Source organism: Roseovarius sp. SK2 (genome assembly GCF_028807495.1).
GTDB lineage: Bacteria > Pseudomonadota > Alphaproteobacteria > Rhodobacterales > Rhodobacteraceae > Roseovarius > Roseovarius confluentis.
This window is the reverse complement of record NZ_JARAMK010000002.1, coordinates 476,880-501,878: the sequence shown is the minus strand read 5'-3', so window position 1 is coordinate 501,878 and position 24,999 is coordinate 476,880. Positions and strand designations below refer to the sequence as shown.

27 protein-coding genes are annotated in these 24,999 nt (G+C 66.0%); 20 read left to right on the top strand and 7 right to left on the bottom strand.

Going from position 1 to position 24,999, the window contains the following annotated elements; all coding sequences use genetic code 11:
• Positions 1-28: 28 nt before the first annotated feature.
• The gene (gene era, locus PVV74_RS06720; protein ID WP_274592664.1) at positions 29-937 is read left to right on the top strand and encodes a GTPase Era; all 909 of its coding nucleotides are present in this window, start codon (positions 29-31) and stop codon (positions 935-937) included.
• Between the two features lie 49 nt (positions 938-986).
• A complete protein-coding gene (locus PVV74_RS06715) occupies positions 987-1,319 on the top strand; it encodes a DUF1491 family protein (RefSeq protein ID WP_274592663.1) in 333 nt (110 codons plus the stop codon).
• 286 nt (positions 1,320-1,605) lie between these two features.
• Here the strand turns inward: PVV74_RS06715 and PVV74_RS06710 are convergent, their stop codons facing one another.
• The gene (locus PVV74_RS06710) at positions 1,606-4,665 is read right to left on the bottom strand and encodes a VWA domain-containing protein (protein ID WP_274592662.1); all 3,060 of its coding nucleotides are present in this window, start codon (positions 4,663-4,665) and stop codon (positions 1,606-1,608) included.
• A 153-nt stretch (positions 4,666-4,818) separates the two neighbouring features.
• On the opposite strand from PVV74_RS06710, the gene recO reads away from it, so the two are divergent.
• Entirely contained in the window at positions 4,819-5,553 is a 735-nt protein-coding gene (gene recO / locus PVV74_RS06705; RefSeq protein ID WP_103762052.1) for a DNA repair protein RecO, read from the top strand.
• A 258-nt stretch (positions 5,554-5,811) separates the two neighbouring features.
• Here recO and PVV74_RS06700 read toward each other — a convergent pair whose 3' ends face one another.
• A complete protein-coding gene (locus PVV74_RS06700; RefSeq protein ID WP_274592661.1) occupies positions 5,812-6,810 on the bottom strand; it encodes an LLM class flavin-dependent oxidoreductase in 999 nt (332 codons plus the stop codon).
• Positions 6,811-6,942: 132 nt separating this feature from the next.
• Between PVV74_RS06700 and PVV74_RS06695 the strand changes: the two genes are divergently transcribed.
• Entirely contained in the window at positions 6,943-7,236 is a 294-nt protein-coding gene (locus PVV74_RS06695; RefSeq protein ID WP_274592660.1) for a DUF1330 domain-containing protein, read from the top strand.
• A gap of 254 nt (positions 7,237-7,490) precedes the next feature.
• The gene (locus PVV74_RS06690; protein ID WP_274592659.1) at positions 7,491-8,717 is read left to right on the top strand and encodes a PQQ-dependent sugar dehydrogenase; all 1,227 of its coding nucleotides are present in this window, start codon (positions 7,491-7,493) and stop codon (positions 8,715-8,717) included.
• Positions 8,718-8,777: 60 nt separating this feature from the next.
• Here PVV74_RS06690 and PVV74_RS06685 read toward each other — a convergent pair whose 3' ends face one another.
• Together PVV74_RS06685 and PVV74_RS06680 are read right to left on the bottom strand one after the other, a co-directional pair.
• The gene (locus PVV74_RS06685) at positions 8,778-9,170 is read right to left on the bottom strand and encodes an META domain-containing protein (RefSeq protein WP_274592658.1); all 393 of its coding nucleotides are present in this window, start codon (positions 9,168-9,170) and stop codon (positions 8,778-8,780) included.
• Positions 9,170-9,706, bottom strand: coding sequence for a TetR/AcrR family transcriptional regulator (locus PVV74_RS06680; protein ID WP_103762481.1), 537 nt, complete (start codon positions 9,704-9,706; stop codon positions 9,170-9,172). Before PVV74_RS06680 ends, PVV74_RS06685 begins: the two co-directional genes overlap by 1 nt.
• A gap of 168 nt (positions 9,707-9,874) precedes the next feature.
• Between PVV74_RS06680 and phnC the strand changes: the two genes are divergently transcribed.
• The 5 genes from phnC to PVV74_RS06655 all read left to right on the top strand — a co-directional run bounded on the left by phnC (position 9,875) and on the right by PVV74_RS06655 (position 14,558).
• Complete coding sequence (phnC, locus tag PVV74_RS06675; RefSeq protein WP_274592716.1) at positions 9,875-10,669, top strand: phosphonate ABC transporter ATP-binding protein; 795 nt, start codon at positions 9,875-9,877, stop codon at positions 10,667-10,669.
• Between the two features lie 72 nt (positions 10,670-10,741).
• A complete protein-coding gene (phnD, locus tag PVV74_RS06670) occupies positions 10,742-11,647 on the top strand; it encodes a phosphonate ABC transporter substrate-binding protein (protein WP_274592657.1) in 906 nt (301 codons plus the stop codon).
• A gap of 68 nt (positions 11,648-11,715) precedes the next feature.
• The gene (gene phnE / locus PVV74_RS06665; protein ID WP_103762057.1) at positions 11,716-12,603 is read left to right on the top strand and encodes a phosphonate ABC transporter, permease protein PhnE; all 888 of its coding nucleotides are present in this window, start codon (positions 11,716-11,718) and stop codon (positions 12,601-12,603) included.
• 11 nt (positions 12,604-12,614) lie between these two features.
• The gene (phnE, locus tag PVV74_RS06660; RefSeq protein WP_274592715.1) at positions 12,615-13,934 is read left to right on the top strand and encodes a phosphonate ABC transporter, permease protein PhnE; all 1,320 of its coding nucleotides are present in this window, start codon (positions 12,615-12,617) and stop codon (positions 13,932-13,934) included.
• 6 nt (positions 13,935-13,940) lie between these two features.
• Positions 13,941-14,558, top strand: a complete 618-nt coding sequence (locus tag PVV74_RS06655; protein WP_274592656.1) for a chloramphenicol acetyltransferase — start codon at positions 13,941-13,943, stop codon at positions 14,556-14,558.
• Between the two features lie 305 nt (positions 14,559-14,863).
• Here PVV74_RS06655 and PVV74_RS06650 read toward each other — a convergent pair whose 3' ends face one another.
• Entirely contained in the window at positions 14,864-16,045 is a 1,182-nt protein-coding gene (locus tag PVV74_RS06650; RefSeq protein WP_274592655.1) for an alpha-D-ribose 1-methylphosphonate 5-triphosphate diphosphatase, read from the bottom strand.
• Between the two features lie 64 nt (positions 16,046-16,109).
• Entirely contained in the window at positions 16,110-16,883 is a 774-nt protein-coding gene (gene phnF, locus PVV74_RS06645; protein ID WP_274592654.1) for a phosphonate metabolism transcriptional regulator PhnF, read from the bottom strand.
• Positions 16,884-16,985: 102 nt separating this feature from the next.
• Between phnF and phnG the strand changes: the two genes are divergently transcribed.
• The 9 genes from phnG (at position 16,986) to phnN (ending at position 23,093) form a co-directional block, all read left to right on the top strand.
• Positions 16,986-17,429: a phosphonate C-P lyase system protein PhnG gene (gene phnG / locus PVV74_RS06640; protein WP_274592653.1), complete on the top strand. Its 444-nt coding sequence runs from the start codon at positions 16,986-16,988 to the stop codon at positions 17,427-17,429.
• Complete coding sequence (gene phnH / locus PVV74_RS06635; RefSeq protein ID WP_274592652.1) at positions 17,429-17,995, top strand: phosphonate C-P lyase system protein PhnH; 567 nt, start codon at positions 17,429-17,431, stop codon at positions 17,993-17,995. The genes phnG and phnH overlap by 1 nt, the downstream gene beginning before the upstream one ends.
• A 3-nt stretch (positions 17,996-17,998) precedes the next feature.
• Entirely contained in the window at positions 17,999-19,087 is a 1,089-nt protein-coding gene (locus tag PVV74_RS06630) for a carbon-phosphorus lyase complex subunit PhnI (protein WP_274592651.1), read from the top strand.
• Positions 19,084-19,503, top strand: a complete 420-nt coding sequence (fosX, locus tag PVV74_RS06625; RefSeq protein ID WP_274592650.1) for a FosX/FosE/FosI family fosfomycin resistance hydrolase — start codon at positions 19,084-19,086, stop codon at positions 19,501-19,503. The genes PVV74_RS06630 and fosX overlap by 4 nt, the downstream gene beginning before the upstream one ends.
• Positions 19,500-20,090, top strand: coding sequence for an HAD family hydrolase (locus tag PVV74_RS06620; protein WP_274592649.1), 591 nt, complete (start codon positions 19,500-19,502; stop codon positions 20,088-20,090). Before fosX ends, PVV74_RS06620 begins: the two co-directional genes overlap by 4 nt.
• Complete coding sequence (locus tag PVV74_RS06615; RefSeq protein ID WP_274592648.1) at positions 20,087-20,956, top strand: alpha-D-ribose 1-methylphosphonate 5-phosphate C-P-lyase PhnJ; 870 nt, start codon at positions 20,087-20,089, stop codon at positions 20,954-20,956. The genes PVV74_RS06620 and PVV74_RS06615 overlap by 4 nt, the downstream gene beginning before the upstream one ends.
• 76 nt (positions 20,957-21,032) lie before the next feature.
• The gene (phnK, locus tag PVV74_RS06610; RefSeq protein WP_103762067.1) at positions 21,033-21,803 is read left to right on the top strand and encodes a phosphonate C-P lyase system protein PhnK; all 771 of its coding nucleotides are present in this window, start codon (positions 21,033-21,035) and stop codon (positions 21,801-21,803) included.
• Between the two features lie 43 nt (positions 21,804-21,846).
• Positions 21,847-22,527, top strand: a complete 681-nt coding sequence (gene phnL, locus PVV74_RS06605) for a phosphonate C-P lyase system protein PhnL (RefSeq protein WP_103762068.1) — start codon at positions 21,847-21,849, stop codon at positions 22,525-22,527.
• Complete coding sequence (gene phnN, locus PVV74_RS06600) at positions 22,527-23,093, top strand: phosphonate metabolism protein/1,5-bisphosphokinase (PRPP-forming) PhnN (protein WP_274592647.1); 567 nt, start codon at positions 22,527-22,529, stop codon at positions 23,091-23,093. Before phnL ends, phnN begins: the two co-directional genes overlap by 1 nt.
• Here phnN and PVV74_RS06595 read toward each other — a convergent pair.
• Positions 23,069-23,752, bottom strand: coding sequence for a DUF1045 domain-containing protein (locus PVV74_RS06595; protein WP_103762070.1), 684 nt, complete (start codon positions 23,750-23,752; stop codon positions 23,069-23,071). The two genes, phnN and PVV74_RS06595, sit on opposite strands and share 25 nt — an antisense overlap.
• A gap of 47 nt (positions 23,753-23,799) precedes the next feature.
• On the opposite strand from PVV74_RS06595, the gene PVV74_RS06590 reads away from it, so the two are divergent.
• A complete protein-coding gene (locus PVV74_RS06590; RefSeq protein ID WP_274592646.1) occupies positions 23,800-24,942 on the top strand; it encodes an alpha-D-ribose 1-methylphosphonate 5-triphosphate diphosphatase in 1,143 nt (380 codons plus the stop codon).
• Positions 24,943-24,999: the final 57 nt, after the last annotated feature.

Genomic DNA, 24,999 nt, shown 5'->3' with positions numbered 1-24,999 from the left:
AAGCCCTTATGACAAAAGGCTTCGCATCATGACCCAACGCGCCGGTTTTATCGCCCTCATCGGGGAGCCCAATGCGGGCAAGTCCACGCTGCTCAACCGCATGGTGGGCGCGAAGGTCAGCATCGTGACGCACAAGGTGCAGACCACCCGCGCGCGTATAAAGGGGGTTGCGATCGAAGGCGACGCGCAGCTTGTTTTCGTCGATACGCCGGGGCTGTTCGCGCCGCGCCGCAGGCTGGATCGGGCGATGGTCGCCGCGGCCTGGAGCGGCGCGGTGGATGCGGACGTGGTCGTCCTGCTGGTCGAGGCGCATCGGGGCGTGACCGAAGGGGTCGAGAAGATCCTGGACGGGCTGGATGAATTGCCCAAGGGGCGGCGCGTGGCGCTGGCGATCAACAAGATCGACCGGGTGCAGTCCGAGGTGCTGTTGGGGCTGACCAAGGAACTGAATGAACGGCATGATTTCGTGGAGACTTTCATGATTTCTGCCGAGAAGGGGCATGGTGTCGAGGACCTGCGCAAGTGGCTGGCGGACGAGATGCCGGAGGGGCCGTGGCTTTATCCGGAGGACCAGATTGCGGACCTGCCGATGCGGATGATCGCTGCCGAGATGACGCGCGAAAAGCTGACCCTGCGGCTGCACCAGGAACTGCCCTATCAGTTGACGGTGGAGACCGAGAACTGGGAAGAGCGCGAGGACGGGTCGGCGCGGATCGACCAGGTGATCTATGTCATGCGCGACGGTCACAAGGGGATCGTGCTGGGCAAAAAAGGCGAGACAATCAAGGCGGTTAGCCAGGCGGCGCGCACCGAGCTGGAAGAGTTCCTGGGGCGGCGGGTGCACCTGTTCACGCAAGTCAAAGTGCGGCCCAACTGGCTGGACGAGGCGGAACGCTATTCAGAGATGGGCCTTGATTTCAAGGACGGGAACGGGTGATCGGCCTTGGCGTAGAGGCCCCGGATCGGGGTCCGGGGCGGGATGTGCCATGAGCCGACTGACGGCGGAGTTCTGGGTGCAGGCCTATCTGGCACGGCTGCGGTTGTTGGATATCCCGGCCTTCGTGGTGGCGCATGGCGATGACACCGGCGGTGCGGTGCTGGTGAAGCTGAACACGCTGGACGGGCAAGCGTCTGTTTTTCAACGCTCTTTTGACCTTTTGAGTGGCGCGCGGACTTGGGTCACGCTGGCCGAGGGGGACGAGCGGGACGTCGATCAGGCCGTGGCGAAACAGCGGTCGTTCGATCCTGATTTGTGGGTGATCGAGGTGGAGGACCGGCAGGGGCGGCACCTGTTGGACGAACCGGGATTGAAGGATTAGCGCCCCCGGGGCGCGTGGGTTGTCACCCACCCTACAAAGGTTAGTGGGATCGGTTTGGGCGGAAACGGAGCGTCGGTATCGCGTCGGTATCCGGGTGGTATGGCGACGGTGCGTTTTTCACGGTTTTGGCGGGTTAACGGGGCGCGCGCGGTAAAGCGGCAGTTAATGCGACGTGCGCAGCGGATCGCCCCGAAGCAGGGAGGTCCTGGGTCAAGCCCGGGACGGGTGCGGATATTGGCGCGTGAGAGCCGGACCGCTCGGACGGTCTGGCTCTCACGCGGCGTGGTTACTCTACTGTTATGACCTTGCGGGCCAGAACCTCTTGCCCCGCGACGTCGAGGAAGCGCAGTTCGTAGACGCCGGGCTCGGATGGCAGGTCGATCTGCGCTGTGGTGGCGCCGTCGGTGATCTTGACCGCCTGGAGCCAGGTGAAGATCGCCTGGTTGCCGCGTGCCAGCGTGATGCGCTGGTCGGCGCTGTTGCTGTCCACCTGCCAGCCGACGTCGATGGTGCTGCCGGGGGCCGCGCTGTCGGGGGCGGTGAGGGCGGCGCCGGTGTTGAGGGCGGCGTCCTCGGCCAGCACCTCGACCGTGTGGCGGTCCAGGACGCGGGTGCCTTCGCGCAGGACGTAACGCACCTCGTAGAGGCCGGTCTCGGCCGGAGCTTTGATGGTGGCGGACGTGGCTTCGCGCACCGAGATGTACGTGCCGAATTTGTCGTCCGCCGCGCCCATCGGGACGAGGTTGATGTAGTCGTTGGTGGCGACCGTGCCGGTCCAGTCCACGGTGATATCGTCGCCTGCGCGGATCTGTTCGGGGCCGGTGACCGTGACCTCGGGCGGGGTCAGTTCGATCATGGCGGTGGCCATGACCTTGGGGCCTTCGCGCATCAGGTAGCGCAACTCGTACATGCCCGGATCGGCGGGCATGGTGAGCGCCACCTTTGAGGCGTCGCGTACCACCTGGTAGTTGCCGAATTCGTTTTCCGGCGCACCGGCGGGGACGACGACGACGTAGTCCTGCGGGTTCACGGTGCCGGTCCATTCCACGGTGACCGACGCGCCCGTGGCGGCGCTGTCAGGGCCGGAGATTGTGACCTGCGGTTCGGTGACCTCGATCATGGCGGTGGCCATGACCTTGGGGCCTTCGCGCAGAAGGTAGCGCAGTTCGTACATGCCGGTGTCCGAGGGCGCGGTCAGCGTGGTCTCGGTGTTGTCGCGGACGACCTGGTAGTTGCCGAACTCGTTCTCCGCGGCGCCGACGGGGACGATGGTGACATAGTCCTTTGGGTTGACCGCGCCTGTCCAGCGGGCGGTGAACTGCGCGCCCGTGCTGACGGTTTCGGGACCGGAGACGGTAACCTGCGGCTCGGTGACCTCGATCATGGCGGTGGCCATGACCTTGGGGCCTTCGCGCAGGAGATAGCGCAATTCGTACATGCCGGTATCCGACGGGGCGACCAGGCGCGTCTCGCTGTCGTCGCGGACGGGCTGGTAGCTGCCGAAGGTGTCGGGGTCGGCCCCCACGGGGACGATGGTGACGTAATCCTTGGGGTTGACCGTGCCGGTCCAGGAGACGGTGAACTGTGCGCCGGTGGCGACGGTTTCAGGGCCGGAGACAGTGACCTCGGGGTTGGTCACCTCGATCGGGGCGGATGCCAGCACGCGCGGGCCTTCGCGCAGGACGTAGCGCAGTTCGTACATGCCGGTGTCGGAGGGCATGGTGAGCGTCACGGTGTCGTCGTCGCGCACCGGCTGATAGCTGCCATAAGTTCCGGCATCGGCGCCCACCGGCGCGATGGTGATGTAGTCCTTGGCGTTCACGGTGCCGGTCCAGCTGACCGGGACTTGCGCGCCGGTGACGGCGGTGGCCGGGCCGCTGAGCGTGACCTCGGGCGTCAGCAGTTCGATGGTGGCGCTGGCGAGCGTCTTGGTGCCTTCGCGCTGGATGTAGCGGATCTCGTGCATGCCGGGGTCGGCAGTGGCCAGAAGGCGACCGGAGCTGTCGTCGCGGACGGGGAAGTAGTTGGTGTAGGTGCCTTCGTCCGCGCCCATGGGGACGATGGTGATATAGTCCTTGGCGTTGACCGTGCCGGACCAGCTGACCGGGATTTCGGCGCCGGTGAGGGCGGTTTCGGGGGTATGGAGCGTGACCTGCGGGTCGGCCACCTCGATAGGCCGGCTGGCGACGGTGCGGCTGTCGACGTTGAGGATGTAGCGGATCTCGTACATTCCGGGGTCGGCGGGGGAGGTGAGGTCGAAGCTCTCGTGCTTGTTGATGGCGCGGTAATTGGCCAGCGTGCCGGCATCGGCGCCGACAGGGACGATGGCGATATAGTCGCGCGGGTTTATGGTGGGCGACCAGCTGACGGTGACCGGGCTGCCGGTCTGGACGGTGTCGGCGGCTTGCAGGGTGACCTGGGCTGGCGTGATCTCGACCGGGTCGGTGCCGAGGACGGTTTTGGTCTCGGTACTGTAATAGCGGGCCTCGTAGGCGCCCGGCTCGCCGGGCATGGCGATGGTGACTTCGGTGTTCTTGCCGATGCGGGTGTATTGGCCAAGTTCCGTTTCGGGGGAGCCAGCGGGGGCGACGGCGATGTAATCGGCCTCGCTCACCGTGGGGTCCCAGGTGATGGTGGTGGGGCTGCCGGCGACGGCGGTGTCGGGCGCGTCGACGGTCACCTCGGGCGCCTGCGGTTCGGGCTCGGGCTCCGGTTCGGCGACGGCGGTGGCGACGGCGGAGAGGGCCGCGCCCAGTTCGTCGGCGTTGGAGGCCTGGATGTATTGCCCGCCGGTTTCCTCGGCGATGCAAGAGAGGGACGCGGTGTCTTCGTCCGCGCCGAGGCCGAAGCCCACCACGTGGGCGGTAAAGCCGACGCCGCCTTTTTCCAGCGCGCGGGCCAGCTCGCACGGGTCCCGCTCGCAGCTTTCCAGACCGTCGGAGATGAGGACCACGGTGGCGGGGCGGTCGGTGTACGAAAGCTGTGTCGCCGCCTGTTCCACGGCGTCGGTCAGGGGGGTCTTGCCCGTGGGGGTGATGGACTTGATGCGATCCAGGATTTCGCTGCGCTGGGCCGCGCCGGGCTCGACGATGACCTCGATATCGGTGCAGTCGCCGCGGCTGCGGTGGCCGTAGGCCATGAGGCCGACGCTGCGGTCGTCGGCCCAGTCGCCCAGGAGGTTGTCGATGACATCGCGGGCGATCTCGATCTTGGCGGTGCCGTCGATCTGGCCCCACATGGAATTGGAGCCGTCGAACACGACCATGACGTTGTCATTGGCCAGCGCCGCCGGGGCGGCCAGAAGCGTGGTGGTCAGCGCCAGGGCGCGGGTGGTGGAAAATGGCATCGAGAACCCCCTTTTCGTAAAATCAATTCGGGGGCAGATAAGCATACCTTTGGCCCCCGGTCATGTCCGGATTTCCAGACCGTGGGTCGGGGTGGGCCTTGGCAGGGTTCATCTTTTGATGTCCTATGGCCGTTCGGAAGGCGGAGCAGTGTCATGGAATGGCGTGACGAAGGCATAGTGCTGGCCAGCCGCCCGCATGGTGAGGCGGCGGCGATCCTGGAGGTGTTCACCCCCCTGAAGGGCCGGCATGCGGGCGTGGTGCGCGGCGGGGCGTCGCGCAAGATGGCGCCGGTTTTGCAGCCCGGGGGGCAGGTCGACGTGACGTGGAAAGCGCGGCTGGAAGATCACCTGGGCGCGTTCACGGTGGAGCCGGTGCGGTCGCGCGCCGCAGCATCGCTGGGGGACCGGGTGGCGCTGGCGGGGCTGAACGCGGTCACGTCCTTGCTACTGTTCTGCTTGCCGGAACGCGAAGCGCATGGGCGGCTTTACGGACAGACCGAGGCGCTGCTGGACCTGCTGGGGCAGGGGGATGTGTGGCCGCTGGCCTACCTGAAGTGGGAGATGGCGCTGCTGGACGAGATGGGGTTCGGGCTGGACCTGTCGGAATGCGCGGTGCTGGGGCGGCAGGCGAATGACCTGAGTTTCATTTCGCCGCGCACGGGTCGGGCGGTGTCACGGGCCGGGGCCGGTGAGTGGGCCGACAAGCTGTTGCCGCTGCCCGCGCCGCTGTTGGGCGAGGGGGTGTGCGGCGATGGCGAGATATTGGAGGGGCTGGGGGTGACCGGGTATTTCCTGATGAACCACCTGGCGCCGGAGATGGGGCACAAGCCGCTGCCAGAGGCGCGGGCGCGGCTGATCCGGCGGCTGGAGCAGGTGGCGGAGCGGTGAAAGGGCGGTTATTCGGCAAGTGGCCGATCGTGCACCGCGCGGACTCAAGGCCGTAGGCCGCCGCGCGATCGGCCGCTGACCGAAAGGCGATTGCCTGCAATCGCCGAAAGGGGGGCCGCCCGGACGGGCTGGCGATTGGCTGACGTTGGCGCTTTGATCTAAGATTTTGCGGATTTGGCGGCCATAAAGTGTGCCCAACGTCTGTCGGTCACCAGCCCGCGGTCTGGCAATCGCGCGGCTTAAAACTCTGGCGCGCTCTCAGGCGGCGTCGGCGGTGGTCATGTCCTGCAGGATCTCGGCGGCGATGCGGAACGAGTTGACCCGTGCGACGTGGTCGTGGATCTGGCCGGTCAGGATCATCTCGTCGGGCTGGTAGCGGTCCTTTAGGGCGGCAAGCTGGGCGCGGACGGTCGCAGGCGACCCGGTCGCGGAGACGCGCAAGGCGTGGTTCACGCCGTCGGTCATCTGGGGGCCGATGGCCGCCTCGATATCCTCGACCGGGGCGGGCAGTTTGCCGGGCTGGCCGGTGCGCAGGCGGGCGAAGGCCTGTTGCATGGAGGTGCGCAGGTAGGCGCCCTCAGCGTCGCTGTCTGCGGCAAAGACGTTGGCGGCGAGCATGAAGTAGGGCCGGTCGAGCTGGGCCGAGGGCTGGAAGCGGGTGCGGTAGATCTCGAGCGCCTGATCGAGCGCGTCGGGCGCGAAATGCGAGGCGAAGGCATAAGGCAGGCCCAGATGCGCGGCCAGTTGCGCGCCGTAGAGGCTGGAGCCGAGGATCCAGACCGGCACATGGGTGCCCTGGCCGGGATGGGCGGCGACCGGCGCGGCGGGATCGGCATCGGCGAAGTAGCCCATGAGTTCGACCACGTCATCGGGAAAGCGGTCGGCCTCGAGCCCGCGGCGCAGGGCGCGGGCGACGGACATGTCGCCGCCGGGCGCGCGCCCGAGGCCAAGGTCGATGCGGCCGGGATGGATGGTGGCGAGCGTGCCGAACTGCTCGGCGATGGTGAGCGGCGCGTGGTTGGGCAGCATGACGCCGCCCGCGCCGACGCGCATGGTGGTTGTCGCTTCGGCGATATGGCCGATCAGGACAGACGTGGCGGCGCTGGCGATGCCGGGCATGTTGTGATGCTCGGCCAGCCAGAAGCGGTGATAGCCCATCTTTTCAGCCGCGATGGCCAGATCGCGGCTGTTGGAAATCGCGGTCGCGGTGTCGTGGCCTTCGGGCACGGGGGCGAGATCGAGGACGGAATAGCGCATGGCGGGGCCTTTCATCTGTTGGATGTCATTTGGGGGTTGAGGGGCCCGAGAACAACCGTGCGGCGCGCCGGTGGCATTGCGCGTGCTGCCGCGTGCGGCCTAGGATTGGCGGATCGGACGGAGGGCAGGGCCATGGCGGCATACGTGATCGGGCAGATGGAGATTCATAGCCGGGACTGGATAGAGGCGTATTTCGCCAGGATTCCGGACGTCGTGGCGGCGCATGAGGGCCGGTTCCTGGTGCGGGGCGGTAACCCGGAGCGGTTGGAGGGCGAGGGTGCGTTGCCCGACGCGGCCTTTATCCTGGAATTTCCCGATCGAGCTCATGCGCGGGCATTCTGGCAGTCGGACGCGTTTCAGGAACTGGCAGTGCTACGCCGGTCAGGCTCGGAACTGAACGCCGTTCTGGTCGACGCGCTGGCCTGACGCGGGTGTGCCGTGCCGGTCATGCCGCCGTTTTCTACGATCCATGCCCACCGACTTTCATGCGGTACAGTTTCCGCCATAACCGAGATTTTTCTTGACGCTTAAGTTGTGTTCGTCCGAGCATCATACACTCTAAACGAAAAAAATAGACGAATGGGAGGACTACCATGGAACAACGGCTTTTATCAGCCGTCGCGGCACTCGTTGTGACGACCGCGGCACCCGCTGCATTTGCGCAGGGAAACGACGGAGCGATGAACGTACCGAAAACTACGCCATCGGCTGTCCTGGAGGAGTTGGACGCCCCTTGGGACATGGCTTTTCTGCCGGACGGCACGATGTTCTTCACCGAAAAATGCGATGGCCTTTCGGTCAGAACGCCGGATGGAACCGTGAATGCGCTCTACGGCATGAAGGATACCGAAGGCTACGCGGATACCGGCAGTGACCTTTTCTGCGAAGGGCAGGCCGGTATGCTTGGCGTGGCACCGGATAGCGATTTCGCGGAAAACCGCACGCTTTACCTCTACTCGACATCGGACAAGTATCACGGCGATGGCTGCAAGACCAACTTCGAGCGGTGCGACGGCAACATCGTGATGAAGTTCACGGTCAGTGATGACCTGACAAGCGTGTCCGACAGAACCGACATCGTTACGGATATCCAGTACAAGCCGTTCGATTCCGATCAGCCCTTTGGCGGGCCGGGCGCGCATAACGGCGGCAGGCTCCGCATTGGACCGGATGGATTTCTTTGGGTCACGGGTGGTGATCGTCACAGGGGGATCTGTCCGCAGGATGGCGAACTGCTTTGCGGTAAGGTCCTGAGGATCGACGGGGACGGCAATGCCCATCCCGACAACAATCCCCCCGAAGGTTATGACCCGCGCATCTACACCTACGGGCACAGGAACGTGCAAGGCATCGATTTCCGCCCGAGCGACGGCCGAGCTTTCACCGCAGAGCACGGGCCTTGGCATAACGACGAGATCACGGCGCTTGTGAACGGTGGCAATGCCGGATGGGATCCTGCCCAGAACACGGGTGGCCGGGGCGAGTGCCCGGATGAGTACTGTGGCTATGAGCCGAACCAGACGGAAGGCATGGACCCGGCGATCCGCGCGGCCTACACCCCGATGAGCGACACGCGGTTTGATGACCTGATGCCGCCGTCGTGGAACAACAACGGGTTTTCTCAGGGCACCGGGTCGGCCGCGTTTCTCACAGGGGAAAACTGGGGCATCTACGAGGGTCGCCTGGCCGTCGGCATCATGGGAATCGGGTTCGGTGACACGCCGATCGGGTCCAGGATCGACATGATCAGCCTCACGGATGATGGCATGGGCATCAACACCATCACACGGATGCCGCTTGGCTTTTCAGAGAGATTCCGTGGTCTTGCCATGGGGCCCGATAACGCGCTCTATGTCGCCACGGATGAGGGCACGATCTATAAGGTGACCGCAGAAAGCATGCAGTAACCATGTAGAATGATCGCCCGCGCTCCTGTTCGGGCGCGGGCGTTTTTTATCCGGCAAGCCTCAATCGACGGCGCGGAAGATCATCTCGCGGCCCTCTGGGGTGCTGAGGATCAGCGTGGATTCGGTGACTTCCGCGAGGCTCATGGCACCGAGCGCGTCCAGAAACGCGGTCTCGCGGTCAAGTTCGGGACAAGCGCGGCGGGTGGTGCCAATCTCGGCGGCCTCGAACCACGGGTAGGGTTGCAGCTGCGCGGCGAAGTAGCGGTTGCAGGGGGCCTCACCGACGATCTTGCCTTCCTCGGGGAAGGTGATGGTGGCAGTCGCGTCGAAGGCGGTGCTGTCGATTTCCGTGAGCTGCCACGTCTTGTCCGCCGCGCCGTGGCCCGAGAGGGTTTCATCGCCGCTGCAATTCACCAGGGACACCACCAAGGGCACCGTCAGCAGGCCGCGCATCACCGCAGGGCCAGCACCAGGTCGACGAGCGAGCCTATGGCGCTGATATGATCCGCCGGGCTGGCATTGCCCAGCGACGTCATGCCGATGGCCGAGGCATAGAGGATGCGGGCCATCTCTGGGTTGTCGATGCCGACCTCGGAGAGCAGGTTCTGCAGCGCGGCGAGGCGGGCGTCGTCGACATCGTTGACCGCGGCCCGGGCGATGTCGTCGGAATTGGCCCAGGCGCGCAGGGCGGGTTCGGTGGCGTCGGGGGCCGCAAACGCCTGGGCGAGGTTGCGCAGGCGGGCCACCTCGGTGCCGCCGTCATTCATCAGGTCGGGCAGGCGGGCGATGCTGTCGTCGCGCCACGCGGCCAGCAGGGCGTCGTGATAGGCTGGCACGTCGCGGAAATGCCAGTAGAACGAGCCCTTCGAGACGCCCAGGCGCACCGCCAGCGGTTCGGCCTTGAGCGCGGTCGGGCCGAGTTCGGATAGCGCATCGAGCCCGGCGGAGAGCCAGTCGCTGGACTTCAGACGTGTGGATGCGCGTGCCATGATTTCGGGATACGCCCGCGCAGGGCGCAATGCAAGCGTTCCGCCGCGATGCAGCATGGGCGCGCAAAGTGTCGCGGACCGGCGCGCGTTACAAAAGTTTTACCGCAGCGTCACAGAAGCTTCTGAAACCCTGCGTAGGTGTGCGCCGAACGACCGGGGGACATGAGCGTGCTTGAGATTACCAAGCTGACGAAGGTTTTTGGCCAGCACAAGGCCGTGGACAACATCACGTTCAGCGTGGAGAGACCCGCCATGATCGGCATTATCGGCCGGTCGGGGGCAGGCAAGTCGACCTTGCTGCGGATGCTGAACCGGCTGACCGATGCCAGCAATGGCAGCATCGTGTTCGAGGGCCGGAACGTGACCGCCCTGCGAGGTGCCGAGAAGCGTGCGTGGCAGTCGGATTGCGCGATGATCTTCCAGCAATTCAACCTGGTGCCGCGCATGGACGTGGTGAGCAACGTGCTGCACGGCACGCTCAATCGCCGGTCCACCTTTGCGACGATGTTCAACCTTTACCCGCAGGCCGATATGTACCGTGCCATCGCCATCCTCGACCGGCTGGGCATTGCCGAGCACGCGCCGAAGCGGGCGGAGGCCCTTTCCGGCGGCCAGCAGCAGCGCGTCGCCATCGCGCGGGCGCTTATGCAGGAGCCCAAGATCGTGCTGGCCGACGAGCCGATTGCCAGCCTCGACCCGATGAACGCGCAGCTGGTCATGGACGACCTGCGGCGCATCCACGAGGAAGACGGCCGTACCGTGGTGGCGAACCTGCACACGCTGGATACGGCCCGCAAGTACTGTGACCGGGTGATCGGCATGCGCGACGGGCGGATGGTGTTCGACGGCACGCCCGAACAGCTGACCACCGGCGTGACGCGCGACATCTATGGCGCCGACGCAGGCTTTTCCGAGGCCGCGACCTCGACCGCGATCGAAACGCCGGAGCGCGAGATTGCCTGACCCTACGACCCTGAAATTCATCTGCACGCCGGTCACGGGGGCCGGTGGCAACAACCCGACTGGAGGACCAAGATGAAGAAACTGATTGCTGCCCTTGCGGCCACCACTGCCATGACCGCGCCTGTCATGGCCCAGGAAATCGAAGAGTTCCGCATCGGTATTCTTGGCGGCGAGAACGCCCAGGACCGGCTGAGCTCGCACGAGTGCCTGAAGAACTACACCGAGGAAGCGCTGGGCGTGGAAACGAAGCTGTTTGCCCCGGCCGACTATGCCGGTGTGATCCAGGGCCTTGTCGGCGGCACGCTGGACATGGCCTGGCTCGGCGCGTCGGGCTATGCCGCGACCTATCTGCAGGACCCCGAGGCGGTCGAGCCGGTGCTGGTCAAGATCAACCTCGACGGCTCTTACGGTTATCATTCGATCGGTTTTGCCCGCAAGGACAGCGGCATCACCTCGCTGGAAGATATGCAGGGCAAGGTTTTCGGCTTCGGTGACCCGAACTCGACCTCGGGCTATTTGATCCCGTCGATCGAGATCCCGCAAAGCTCGGACGAGATCACGATGGAATCCGGCGACTATTTCGGTGAAGTGAAGTTCACCGGCGGTCACGAGCAGACCATCGTTGCGGTCAACAACGGCGACATCGACGCCGGCGTGACCTGGGCCGACGGCCAGGGCAACTGGGAAGACGGCTATAACTCCGGCGCGCTGCGCAAGGCCGTGGATGCGGGTCTTGTCGACATGAACGACCTGGTTGAAATCTGGAAGTCCAAGGCGATCCCGGAAGGCCCGATTGTTCTGCGCAAGTCGCTGCCCGCGGACGTGAAGCAGACGATGGTCGCCCTGGTCGACGGCATGTACGAGACCGACAAGGACTGCACCTACTCGATCTCGGCCGGCGAAAGCCTGGGCTTCGATCCGATCGACCACGACGCGTACCTGTCGATCATCGAGGCGCGCAAGTCCAAGTCGCAATAAGCGCGACACATCATAGATGGCGGGCCCCGCGAGTGGGCCCGCCATTTGCATATTTCCCGAGAGGCTTCATGGCAGATGTGACCCAATCCGGCGGCGCGCGGCCGCTGAGCGACATGCAGGCGACCTACATGGCGCAGGTGTCGAGGCGGCGGCTTTATTCGGGGATCACGTTGCTGGTCTTCATCCTGTTGATGGTGTCGGGGTTTCGCCTCGCCGAAGAGCGCAATGGCGGGTCCTTCATCGGGGGGCTGGACAATTTCTTTGATTATCCCGGCGAGGTGGTGGCCGAGGCGGTCGAGAAGATCGGGCAGCTTCCGGCGCATTTCGTGACGTTTTTCCCAGCGCTGCTGGAGACGGTGAACATCGCCGCGGTCAGTACGCTGGTGGGTGCATTGGCGGCGGTCGTGCTTTCGCTCTTGTCCACCCGCGGGCTGGCGCGGTTCCCGAGGCTGGTGCCGGTGTTCCGGCGGATCATGGACATCACCCGCGCGGTGCCCGAGATCGTGATCGCGCTGATCCTGATTTTCGTGCTGGGCGGCGGGCCGGTGCCGGCGATGATCGCGATTGCGTTCCACACGTCGGGGGCGCTGGGCAAGCTGTTCTCGGAAGTGAACGAGAACGCGTCGCTGAAGCCGCTGGACGGGCTGGAATCGGTGGGCGCGACGTGGAGCCAGCGGATGATGCTGGGGGTGGTGCCGCAGGTGGCGCCGAACTGGCTGAGCTATGCGCTGATGCGGTTCGAGATCAATATCCGTGCCTCGGCGATCCTTGGCTTCGTGGGCGCAGGGGGCCTTGGCTACGAGCTGAAGAACGCGATCAGCTGGGGGCAGGGGCGCTATGACGAGGCGGCGGCGATGTTCCTGATGCTGTTCGCCACGATCATCCTGTTCGACCAGCTGTCGAGCCATTTCCGGGACCGGCTGGTTCACGGACGCAAGGTGGAGATGCACCGATGAGCGCGACGTCGATGAACACCAAGGTGACCGATACCGATGCGCTGATGGCGCAGACGGCCACGCTGTTTCAGCGCAAGCGGATGGTGGCCTTTGGCGTGCCGGCGCTGATCCTGGCCTATTTCGTCTATGTGTTTTTCGCCTTCGACGTGCCGGGGCTGATGCAGAGGGCGAGCGCCGAGAACGCGCGGGCGCTGGTGGCGGATACCTATAGCTACAAGGTGCACGTGACGCGGGACAACCGCGATGCCAGCGTCGAGGTGGCCATCGAGGGTGAGCGGAAAGGCGAATATCCCGAGGGCGAGGCGCCTGAGTGGGTGGAACTGGGACGTGACACGGTGATCGACCTTGGGGACGGTCACATGGTGGTCTTTGGCCCCGAGACGATCAGCTATGACGTGCCGGGATACGGAGTGATCCGGGCGACGCCCAGCCGCAGCCAGGGCGTGGTGCAGGAGTTTCCGGACGGCGATCTGCCGGAGTGGATCAACAGTTCCAAGAACCGGCTGGCGATCACGACCGAGGCGGGGCGCCTGACGGTCACGCGCAACCGGGCGGAGGTGTTTCGGTACTTCACCGGCTGGGAGCTGTTTTTCTTCACGCTGGACAGCCCCTATCACGGGATGAGTTTCGGACAGGTGATTGGCCGCGCGTTCAGTGGCGAGGCGGGCGAGATCTGGGACGATTTCTGGTATAACGAGATGTGGCGGCATTCGGACGTGATGTGGGCCATTTTCGAGACCATCCTGATGGCGTTCCTGGGCACGATGGGGGCGGCCATAGTGGCGCTGCCCGTCGCGTTCATAGCGGCCAAGAACTTTGCCCCGCTGAAGACGGTACGCTTCGCGTTCCGGCGTCTGTTCGACTTCCTGCGCGGGGTCGATGCGCTGATCTGGACCATCGTGCTGACGCGGGCGTTCGGGCTGGGGCCGTTGACGGGCGCGCTGGCGATATTGCTGACGGACACAGGCTCGTTCGGGAAGCTGTTTTCCGAGGCGCTGGAGAACGTGGACGAGAAGCAGATCGAGGGTGTGCAGTCGACGGGCGCCAAGCCGGTGCAGCGGTATCGGTTCGGTGTCATTCCGCAGGTGACGCCGGTCCTGCTGAGCCAGGTGCTGTATTACCTGGAGAGCAACACGCGGTCGGCCACCATCATCGGCGCGATCACCGGGGGTGGGATTGGCCTGTTGCTGACGCAGGCGATCATCACCCAGAAGGATTGGGAAGAGGTGACCTATTACATCGTCCTGGTCGTGCTGATGGTGATCTTCATGGACTGGGTGTCGGGGATGCTGCGGCGGCGGCTGATCCAGTCGGATGACGCGGGGCACTAGGGCAGGATGCCGAAGCTGAGTGCCGACGCGCCGCTGATCCATTCGGAGTGCGAGATTTCCGACAGTTCCTTTGGTGCCTTTTGCGAGGTGGGCCGGGGGAGCCGCGTGGCGCAGTCGGTTTTCGGAGATTATTCCTATTGCGACCGGATGTGCGATATCGCCAACGCGCAGGTGGGCAAGTTTTCCAATATCGCGAGCTTCGTGCGGGTGGGCGCCACGGATCATCCGCTGGACCGGGCGAGCCTGCATCATTTCATGTACCGGTCGGCCAGTTACTGGGGTGACGCGGAGGATGACGCGGAGTGGTTTGGGCGGCGCAAGGCGCGGCGCGCAGTGATCGGACATGACACCTGGCTGGGGCACAATGCGCAGGTGAAGCCGGAGGTCACGGTGGGGCACGGGGCCGTGGTGGCGTCGGGCGCGGTGGTGACGCGGGACGTGGCGCCTTACACGATTGTCGCCGGAGTTCCGGCGGTGCCGGTCAGGGCAAGGCTTGCGCCGGAGGTGGCGGAGCGGGTTATGGGCCTTGGCTGGTGGGATTGGTCGCATGACCGGCTGCGTGCGGCGCTGGAGGATTTCCGGGAGCTGCCGGCGGAGGCGTTTTTGGAGAAATACGAAGGGTGAGGCGCGCGGTGGGTTTGAAACCCACCCTACGGATTGGCGTGATGCAGTGCCCTTTCCATATTAAAAGGACGGCCCGAAGGCCGCCCGGTTTGGTCATGAAAAATGCTTGGTGTTCGGGGACAAGTGAACGAGGTCTGTATGGCCGAGTCGTGCAACAGGGATGTGTCGGCTCGGTGAAAGCTGGGTGACAGGCCGAAGCGTTTCACCTTTAACCTGAGCCATCAGCTGAAGGCGAAACGCGTGCAACGATCGAGTGTTGCGCGGCGTATCACGATAAGCTGTGACACAGTTCATCGAGAAACGCCTTACTCTGCGGCCATGGCAAGTTCGGTGCCCGCGCCGAAGAAGCGGGTGGCGGCCTCGCCTGCGAGATGCGTGATGCGGCCGGCGCAGAGGGTGGCCTCGATCTGGCGGGTGGCTTCGTTCACCACCACGAGGTCGGCGCGGCGGCCATAGTCGATCTCGCCCCGGTCGGGCAGGCGCATGATGTGCGCGGGGGTGCTGCTGATGAGCGCCCAGGCGGAGGGAAGCGTGCGCAGGCCCTTGTCCACGAGCGCGAAGGCGGCGCGGGCCAGCGACGGGTAGTGGTAGTCGGACACCAGCGCGTCGCAATGGCCGGCCTCGATCAGGTCCTCGGCGGCGGCGTTGCCGGCCTGCGAGCCGCCGCGCACCACGTTGGGGGCGCCCATCAGGACCGGGTCGCCCACCGCCGTGGCCAGCCGGGCGGCGGCCCGCGTCACCGGGAATTCGCAGATCTTGGCGCCGATCATCGAATAGGTCTCGCGCGTTTCGGCGTCGGGGTCGTCATGGCTGCCGTAAAGGACGCCGCGGCGGTCGAAGCCCTCGGCAAGGCGACACAGGAAACGGGGCACGTAGGTGGCGTTCTTCTTGGCGGCGCGCAGCGCGGCGAGGTGTTGCTGCGGCGAGCGGCGGGCCTCTTCGGCCCAGCGGGCCAGCGTGGCGGGCCGGGTCTGGGCGGCGTCGAGCGCGTCATCGAGGTGGTTGTTGAAGACGACGTAGTCGATGTCATGCGTGTCGATCAGAGTCAGCAGGCGCTCGGCGCTGTCGGTGAGATGCGTTTCGCAGCGGACCTGAAGGCGCAGGTCGGTCTGCATCCGGGGGCGGTAGGCGGCGAGCGCCTGGGCCAGCGCCTCGGCCTGGTCGGGCGCGCGGTGGCCACCTTCCCAGGACCAGCTTTGCGCCAGCCAGGCGGTGGTGATGCCGTTCGAGGCGGCGTCGCGGTCGGTGGCGGCCAGACCGTCGAGAAGCGGAAACGGCGCGGAGGGGCGCGGCGCGATGTGGCGCTCGAACGCGTCGCCATGCAGGTCGATGATACCGGGCAGGACGAGATAGCCCGAAAGATCGACCTCGGGCAGCGGGCCCTTGCCGATGACGCCCTGCCGGACAACGACGGAGCGGCGTTGCAACTCGCCGTCGCGCAGGACGCGCGCGCCTGTCAGGCGCATGTCGCAGGGTTTCGGGGCCATCGCACTGCTCTCGCTCGTTTCGTGTCAAGGTAGCGTGGGTTTGTATCGTGGGAGTGACAAATGGTTAATTCTGCGTGTCTTTTTCTGGTGCATTTTCGGGCAGGGCGTCGCCGAGGGTCAGCGTGACCTTATCGCCGGAAAACCACGTGCGGCCGTATTCCAGCGGCTGGCCGTTCGGGTCGAGATTGAGCGAGACGGTGCGCAGGAGAGGCGCGCCTTCGCGGATCTGAAGGTGGCCCGCCTGGGTGGGGGAGGCCAACCGCGCGGCGACGCGCGTCCAGGCGCGGGTATAGTCGGGGATGCCGACGGCGCGGAGGCTTTCGGTGATGGAATTGTGCCGGCGCAGGGCATCCGGCAGGTCAGGCAGGCGGGCAGCCGGAAAGGCGGAGCGGAAAAGGGCAAGCGGCTGGTCATCGGCGAGCGAGAGGCCATCGTAGGAATGCACGAGGTCGCCGGGGGCGAGGGCCAGCGCTTCGGCCTCGGTGGCGTCGGCGGCGCGGGTTTCGATCAAGTGGGCGCGGCGCGAGGGCAGGCGACCGGCGGCGCGCAGGTTGGTCTGGAACCGCACGCGCTCGCCCAAAGGGTAATCGGTTGGCTTTTGAGCGACGAAAACTCCCGCGCCGCGGCGGGGAAAGACGGTGCCGGCCTCGGCCATGTCCGCGAGCGCCCGGCGAACGGTGTGGCGGTTGACGCCGAAGCGGCGGGCCAGTTCGGCCTCGGTAGGAAGCTTGTCGCCGGGGGCGTAGCGGCCCGCCGCGATGTCGTCGGTGAGCGTGGCGAGAATGGATTTCCAGACAGGCGTTCTTGGGGCGGTGCGTGGGGCGGTATTGGGCGGCATGTCATGAAACTTTCACGGGGTGGGGGCTTGGCGACTCGGGGGCGATGCGCTATAGATTTGTCTAGTTGTATAGTAAGTTAGACAACTTCGCAAGGTGTCTAGATGACCGAAAATTCCGAGAGACAGGCGTGGATGAGCAAGCTGGCCAAGGCCCCCGCCGCCGACCTGGCGCGGCTGTGGGAGGGGCTTGGCCTGAAACCGGAGCACGAGATGCTGCGTGCGCCGGAGGTTGGGGCGGTGATGGTGCGCGGCCGGACCGGGGCGACGGGAGCGCCGTTCAACTTGGGCGAAATGACGGTGACGCGCTGTTCGCTGCGGTTGGGCTGTGGCGCGGTTGGGCATGGCTACGTGCAGGGGCGCAACAAGGGTCATGCGACGAACGCCGCGTTGGTGGATGCGCTGATGCAGACCGAGGATGCGGGCCGGGTGCGCGAGGGGATCGTGGGGCCGCTGACCGAGGCGTTGGTGGCGGCAAAGGCGAAGCGCCGGGCCAAGGCGGCGGCGACCAAGGTGGAGTTCTTTACCATGCAGCGGGGAGAGGATTGATGCACACCGAGGCACTGACAGGCGGGTTCGGCGATGCGCCGGTGGATGCGGCACGGGCGTTTCGCGGGGCGATGAACGCGATGGCGCGGCCCGGGCGGATCGAGGACCTGGCAGGGGCCGTGCCGCCTGCGCCGTTGTCGGTGGCCGCCGGGGTGCTGGTGCTGACGCTGTGCGATGCGGAGACGCCTGTGTACCTGGCCGGAGACTTTGATGCGCCCGCCGTGCGGGAGTGGATCACGTTTCACACAGGCGCGCCTTTCGCGGGGCCGGAGGGGGCGATGTTCGCGCTGGGGACGTGGGAGGCACTGGGCCCGCTGGAGGCGTATCCGGTGGGGACGCCGGAATACCCCGACCGGTCGACGACATTGATCGTCGAAATGTCGGAACTGGTGGCGGAAGGCGCGGTGCTGCGCGGGCCGGGCATCAGGGAGACGGCGCGATTGAGCCTGCCCGAGGTGGCGGCGTTCCAGCGCAATGCGTCGGCGTTTCCGCTGGGCCTGGATTTCTTTTTCACCTGTGGCGACCGCGTGGCGGCGTTGCCACGAACCACGAAAGTGGAGGGCTGAGCCATGTATGTTGCGGTGAAGGGCGGCGAGCGGGCCATTGAAAACGCCCATGCGTGGCTGGCCGAGGAACGGCGGGGCGATACCGGCATTGCGGAACTGTCGGTGGCGCAGATCCGGGAGCAATTGAGCCTTGCCGTCAATCGGGTGATGGCGGAAGGCTCGCTATACGATCCTGACCTGGCCGCGCTGGCGATCAAGCAGGCGCGGGGGGATCTGATCGAGGCGATTTTCCTGATCCGGGCCTATCGCACGACGCTGCCGCGGTTCGGTGCGTCCGAGCCGGTGGAGACGGGCGAGATGGATTGCGACCGCCGGATCTCGGCCACGTTCAAGGATGCGCCGGGCGGGCAGGTTCTGGGGCCGACCTTCGACTACACGCACCGTCTGCTGGATTTCAAACTGGCGGCCGAAGGGGACCTCCCGGACGCGCCGGAGGCGGCGGCATCGGAGGCGGCGGTGCCGCATATCACCGGGTTTCTGAACCGCGAGGGGCTGATCCAGACCGAGGACGAAAGTGACGCCACGCCGCCGGACCTGACGCGCGAGCCGATGGAGTTGCCGGCGAGCCGGGCGCTGCGGCTGCAATCGCTGACGCGGGGCGACGAGGGGTTCGTGCTGGGCATGGCGTACTCGACCCAGCGGGGATACGCGCGCAACCACGCCTTCGTGGGGGAGCTGCGCATCGGCACGGTGGAGGTCGAGATGGAGGTGCCCGAGCTGGGGTTCGCCATCGGGATCGGCGAGATCACCCTGACCGAATGCGAGACGGTGAACCAGTTCAAGGGGTCCAAGACAGAGCCGCCGCAGTTCACGCGGGGCTATGGGCTGGTCTTTGGGCAGACCGAGCGCAAGGCGATTTCCATGGCGCTGGTGGACCGGGCGCTGCGCTGGAAGGAATTGGGCGAGGATGACGTGGGCGCGCCGGCGCAGGACGAGGAGTTCGTCCTGATGCATGCCGACAACATCCAGGCGACGGGGTTCCTGGAGCACATCAAGCTACCGCATTACGTGGATTTCCAGAGCGAGCTGGAGCTGGTGCGGAAATTACGGCGCGAGGCGGAAGGCCAAGAGGCGCGGGAGGCGGCGGAATGAGTGCGGGGCTGTCGCATATCACCTTTGTCTGTGCCAATCTGGACCGGATGCAGCGGGTGCTGGAGGAGGTTCTGGAGGCGCGCTGTGTCTATGCCAGCGGGCCCGAGCAATTCTCGCTGTCCGAGGAGCGGTTTTTCATGGTGGGCGACGTGTGGGTCGCGATCATGAAGGGCGCGCCGCTGGCAGAGCGGACTTATAACCACGTCGCGTTCAAGGTGGACGAGGCCGATTTCGAGGCGCGCGTGGCGCGGATCGAGGCGCTGGGGCTGGAGATGCGTCCGCCGCGGGCAAGGGTCGAGGGCGAGGGGCGGTCGGTGTATTTCCATGCGCCGGATGGGCATTTGCTGGAGTTGCACACCGGCACGCTGGAGGAACGGTTGGCGCGGTATGCGCGCGGACGGGAGGGCGTGGCGTGAATATCGTGTTCGATATCGGCAACGTATTGATCGCCTGGGATCCGCATGCGGCGTTCCGGCATGCGTTCGACAGCGAAGCAGAGATCGACGCCTTCCTGATAGACGCGGATTTCTATGCCTGGAACCTCGAACAGGATCGCGGGCGCACCCGGCAAGAGGCGGTGGCTGCGGTGCCCGCGGGCCATGCTGCTTTGCTGGATGGGTATTTCGACCGGTTTCACCTGACGATCCGGGACAAGATCCGTGAGACGTGGTCGCTGATGGAGCGGCTGCGCAGCAAAGGGCATGCGATTTACGGCCTGACGAATTTTGCCGCCGATACCTGGCCCGTCGCGCTGGAGGTGCATCCGCAGCTGGGCGATGCGTTCGAGGACGTGGTCGTGTCGGGGCATGAGGGGCGGATCAAGCCCGACCGCGAGATCTATGACCTGCTGTGCCGGCGCAACAAGCTGAGTCCGAGCGACTGCCTGTTCATCGACGACAGTGCCGCGAATGCGGCAGGCACGCGCAAGGCGGGCTGGCAGGCGCATCATTTCACCTCTCCCGACGCGCTGCGCCGGGACCTGACAGAGCGGGGGTTGCTGTGAACGAGTACAATTTCGCCTATCTGGACGAGCAGACCAAGCGCATGATCCGGCGGGCCATTCTGAAGGGGCTGGCCATTCCCGGCTACCAGGTTCCGTTCGCGTCGCGTGAAATGCCGATGCCCTATGGCTGGGGCACGGGCGGCGTGCAGGTGAGCGCGGCGACGCTGGTGCCCGAGGACCGGATGAAGGTGATCGACCAGGGGGCCGACGATACGACGAACGCGGTGTCGATCCGCAAGTTTTTCGAGCGGACGGCGGGCGTGGAGACGACCGAGGAGACGGGCCGCGCGACGCTGATCCAGACCCGGCACCGGATCCCCGAGGAGACACTGACCGAGGACCAGATCCTGGTCTACCAGGTGCCCATTCCCGAGCCGCTGCGGTTCCTGGAGCCGCGCGAGACCGAGACGCGGAAGATGCATGCGCTGGAGGAATACGGGCTGATGCATGTGAAGCTCTACGAGGATATCAGCCAGCACGGGGCGATCGCCACCGCCTATGCCTATCCTGTGAAGGTGGAGGGGCGTTACGTGATGGACCCGTCGCCCATACCGAAATTCGACAACCCGAAGATGGAGATGGCGGCCATTCAGCTGTTCGGTGCGGGGCGGGAGCAGCGGATCTATGCGCTGCCGCCGTGGTGCGAGGTGGTGAGCCTCGATTTCGAGGACCATCCGTTCGAGCCGAGCAAGGCGGAGCATGCATGTGACCTGTGCGGGGCCGGGGACAGCTACCTCGACGAGGTGATCGTGGATGATGCGGGCGGGCGGATGTTCGTCTGTTCGGACACGGATTACTGCCGGGGGCGCCGGGCCGCAGGCCATGTGGGGGCGCAGGGCGTGCCCTATGAGAAGGGTGCGGCATGAGACACGGGGCGCAAAATTTTTGGAAAAATTTTGGAGCGGATTTTTCGAAAAATCCGTGTGCGGGAGGGCTGGCGTGATGACTCCGCTTTTGCAGGTGCGCGATGTGGCGAAGTTCTATGGTCCCCGGGTTGGATGCCGGGACGTGTCCTTCGACCTTTATCCGGGCGAAGTGATGGGGATCGTCGGGGAGAGTGGATCGGGTAAATCCACGCTTCTGGGCTGCCTCGCCGGTCATCTGGCTCCTGATGCCGGCGAGGTGATATTCGACACCGCGGTGGAGGGGCCACGCGATACGCTGAGAATGTCCGAGCCCGAGCGGCGGATGCTGGGGCGGACGGACTGGGCCTTCGTGCATCAGCACGCGCGGGATGGTCTGCGCATGGGTGTGAGTGCGGGGGGCAATGTGGGCGAGCGGCTGATGGCCGTGGGTGCGCGACATTACGGGGACATCCGCAGCAGTGCGATCGACTGGCTGGGCCGGGTGGAGATCGCCGAGGACCGGGTGGATGACCGGCCCACGGCGTTTTCCGGCGGGATGCAGCAGCGGTTGCAGATCGCGCGGAACCTGGTGACGGGGCCAAGGCTGGTGTTCATGGACGAGCCCACGGGGGGCCTTGATGTCAGCGTGCAGGCGCGGCTGTTGGACCTGTTGCGCGGGCTGGTGCGCGAAATGGGGCTGAGCGCCATCATCGTGACGCATGACCTGGCGGTGGTGCGCCTGCTGGCGGACCGGCTGATGGTGATGAAGGACGGGCATGTCGTCGAGACGGGTCTGACCGACCAGGTGCTTGACGATCCTCAGCATGGGTACACGCAGTTGCTGGTTTCCAGCGTGTTGCAGGTGTGAGCCGTCGGGATTTGAGTATTTTTGGCAAGAAAAAGGCCGGGTCATGATCGAGATCGAGAACGTGTCGAAGAACTTCGTGCTGCACAATCAGGGCGGCGCGGTCATTCCGGTGATGGCGGGGGCGTCGCTGTGCGTCGCGGCAGGCGAATGTGTGGCGCTGACGGGGGCGTCGGGCGCGGGCAAGTCGACGCTGATGCGGATGATCTATGGCAACTACCTGGCCGCGTCGGGGCGGATCGTGGTGGGGGGCGTGGACGTGGCCCGGGCCGAGCCGCGCGAGATACTGGCGTTGAGGCGCGAGACGTTGGGGTACGTGAGCCAGTTCCTTCGGGTGGTGCCACGGGTGCCGACGCGGGAGGTGGTGGCCGAGCCGCTGTTATCGGTTGGAGTGGACAGGGATGCGGCCATGGCGCGGGCCGAGGAGTTGTTGGGGCGGTTGAATATTCCCGAGGGGTTGTGGGGGCTGAGCCCGACGACATTCTCGGGCGGCGAGCAGCAGCGGGTGAACATCGCGCGCGGTTTCGCGCATGGCTATCCGGCGATGCTGCTGGACGAGCCGACGGCGAGCCTGGATGCGGCCAATCGCGAGACGGTGCTGAGCCTGATCGAGGAGGCCAAGGCGCGGGGCACGGCGATTGTCGGGATTTTCCATGACGAGGCGGCGCGGGCGCGGGTGTGCGACCGGGAGATCGACGTGTCGGTCTTTACCCCGAAGGCGGCGTGATGTGTGCCTTGGGGCATAGGGGGCGGTTGATCGGCGTTGTCGGGCCGTCGGGCGTGGGCAAGGACAGCGTGATGCAGGCGCTGGCAGCGCGGCACGCGGGCGTGCGGCTGGTGCGCCGGGTGATCACGCGGGACGCGGGGGCGGGCGGTGAGAATTTCGAGGCGGTGAGCGCGGACGGGTTCGAGGCGCGGGTCCTGGCGGAGGCGTTTGCGCTGCATTGGCAGGCGCACGGGTTGCGCTATGGCGTGCCGGTGGCGGTGAATGAGGACCTGGCGGCCGGACATCTGTGCCTTGTGAACCTGTCGCGGTCGGTTCTGGCCGAGGCGCAGGCGATGTTTCCCGGCTTTGCGGTGGTGCATCTGACCGCACCGGTTGCGGTGCTGGCGGCGCGGTTGGCGGCGCGCGGGCGGGAAAGCGCCGAGGTGATCGCGGCGCGGCTGGAACGGGCCGGGTTTGCCTTGCCTGATGGGCTGGACCGCGTAATCCGGGTGGAGAATACCGGGACCGTGGCCGAGGCGGCGGAGGCCGTCTGGACGCAGCTTCAGCCGGAGAGGGTGGCGCGATGAATAAAGTGGAATCGTCCCTGGGCATCTTCACCGCAGAGGCTGAGCGTGTCGAGGGTAAAGGGGCGCGGGATCAGTGGTGCGACCACTGGCTCGAGAGTCGCGTGGAGCCGGCGCGCCTGCGCCTTGGGCAGTTTGCCCGACAGGGTGTAGTGGCAGCGGAACTGGTCCATCACGTAGGGGTAGCCCCAGTGCAGCAGCAGCGCGTCCTGTTCGGGCGTGAGGCCGGACGCGCGGCGGCGGGCGAGGTCGGCGTCGGTGAGGGCTGCGCGGAACGGGTCGAGCGTGCGGACGGTGTCGGCGGCAAGGCGGTTGAGCGGCCCGGTGTCGCCGGTGGGCACCAAGGCCAGGAAGCGGCCGAGTTGCGCCAGTTCCAGCCCGTCGAGCGTGACCGGCGCGGCAAGATCGCAATGTGTGGTGAAGGCGGTCAGGAGGTCGCTTTCCGTCCAGCCCTCGGCCAGGTGGAAGGGTGGCTTGATCGTCGCGTGAAAGCCGTATTTGCGGGGCGTGCCGGTGATGTCATCCCACGGGGCCGGAAGGCCCTCGATGTCGGGCGGCGTGGTCGGTTGGCCACTTTCCACGTCCCAGCCGAGCCAGTCGGCACCGAACCGGCCAAGGGCACCCTGCGGCGTGTGGTAGACAGCGTAGCGTTGGAAAGCCATGTGCGCGGGTTTGCCGATGTTTCAACTTCAAGACAAGTGATGGTTCCATGAAAGAGACGTTTTGCCTTGCCAATGCCAGAGTGATCCTGCGGGACCGGGTCATGACCGGCTGCGTGACCGTGGAGGGGGGCGTGATCGCCGGGATCGAGGAGGGTGACCAAGTGGACCCTGGGGCGATCGACTGCGGGGCTGGCTTCGTGGCGCCGGGGCTGATCGAGCTGCATACCGACAACCTGGAGCGGCATATCCAGCCGCGGCCCAAGGTGGACTGGCCGCATAACGCCGCGATCCTGGCACATGACGCGGAACTGGCGAGTACCGGGATCACGACGGTGTTCGACGCGATGCGGGTGGGGTCTATCCCGACGGGGCGCGGGCGGTACCTGGCCTATGCGCGGGGCCTGGCAAGCGAGCTGTGGGCGCTGCGCGAGGAGGACGCGCTGAAGATCAGCCATTTCCTGCACCTGCGGGCGGAGGTGTGTTCGGAAACGCTGGAGGAGGAGATGGCGGAGTTCGGCCCGGAAGACCGAGTCGGGATCGTCAGCTTGATGGACCATACGCCGGGGCAGCGACAGTTCCGGGATATCACCAAGCTGGCCGATTACATGAAGGGCAAGCACGCGCTGTCGGATGCGGAGTTCGAGGCGCATGTGGCGCAGTTGAAGGGGCTGCGTGACGCCAATGGCGACCGGCACGAGGCGGCGGCGGTGCGCGAGGCGGCGCGCTATGGTGCGGTGCTGGCGAGCCATGATGATACGACCGAGGCGCAGGTCGAGACCTCGAAGGGCTATGGCGTGGCGATGGCGGAGTTTCCGACCACGGTGGAGGCGGCGGAGGCCAGCCACGCGCGCGGCATCGCGGTGATCATGGGCGCGCCGAACCTTATTCGCGGCGGGTCGCATTCAGGCAACGTGGCGGCGGGGGACCTGGCCGAGGCCGGGCTGTTGGATGTCCTGTCGTCCGATTACGTGCCTTCGGCGCTGCTTCTGGCGGCGGTGAAGCTGGGGCAGGACTGGGGCTGCATGGCGCGGGGGCTGGCGACGGTGACGGCGGCTCCGGCGAAGGCCGTGGGATTGCAGGACCGGGGCGAGATTGCGCCCGGCAAGCGGGCGGACCTCATTCGCTTCGACCTGCGCGGCGGGGCGCCGGCCCTGCGCGCGGTGTGGAGCCGGGGAACCCGCGTGGCGTGAGGCGGGGATGGTGGGTCTTCACCCACCCTACACGGGTGCGTGGTGACACCGGAGGTC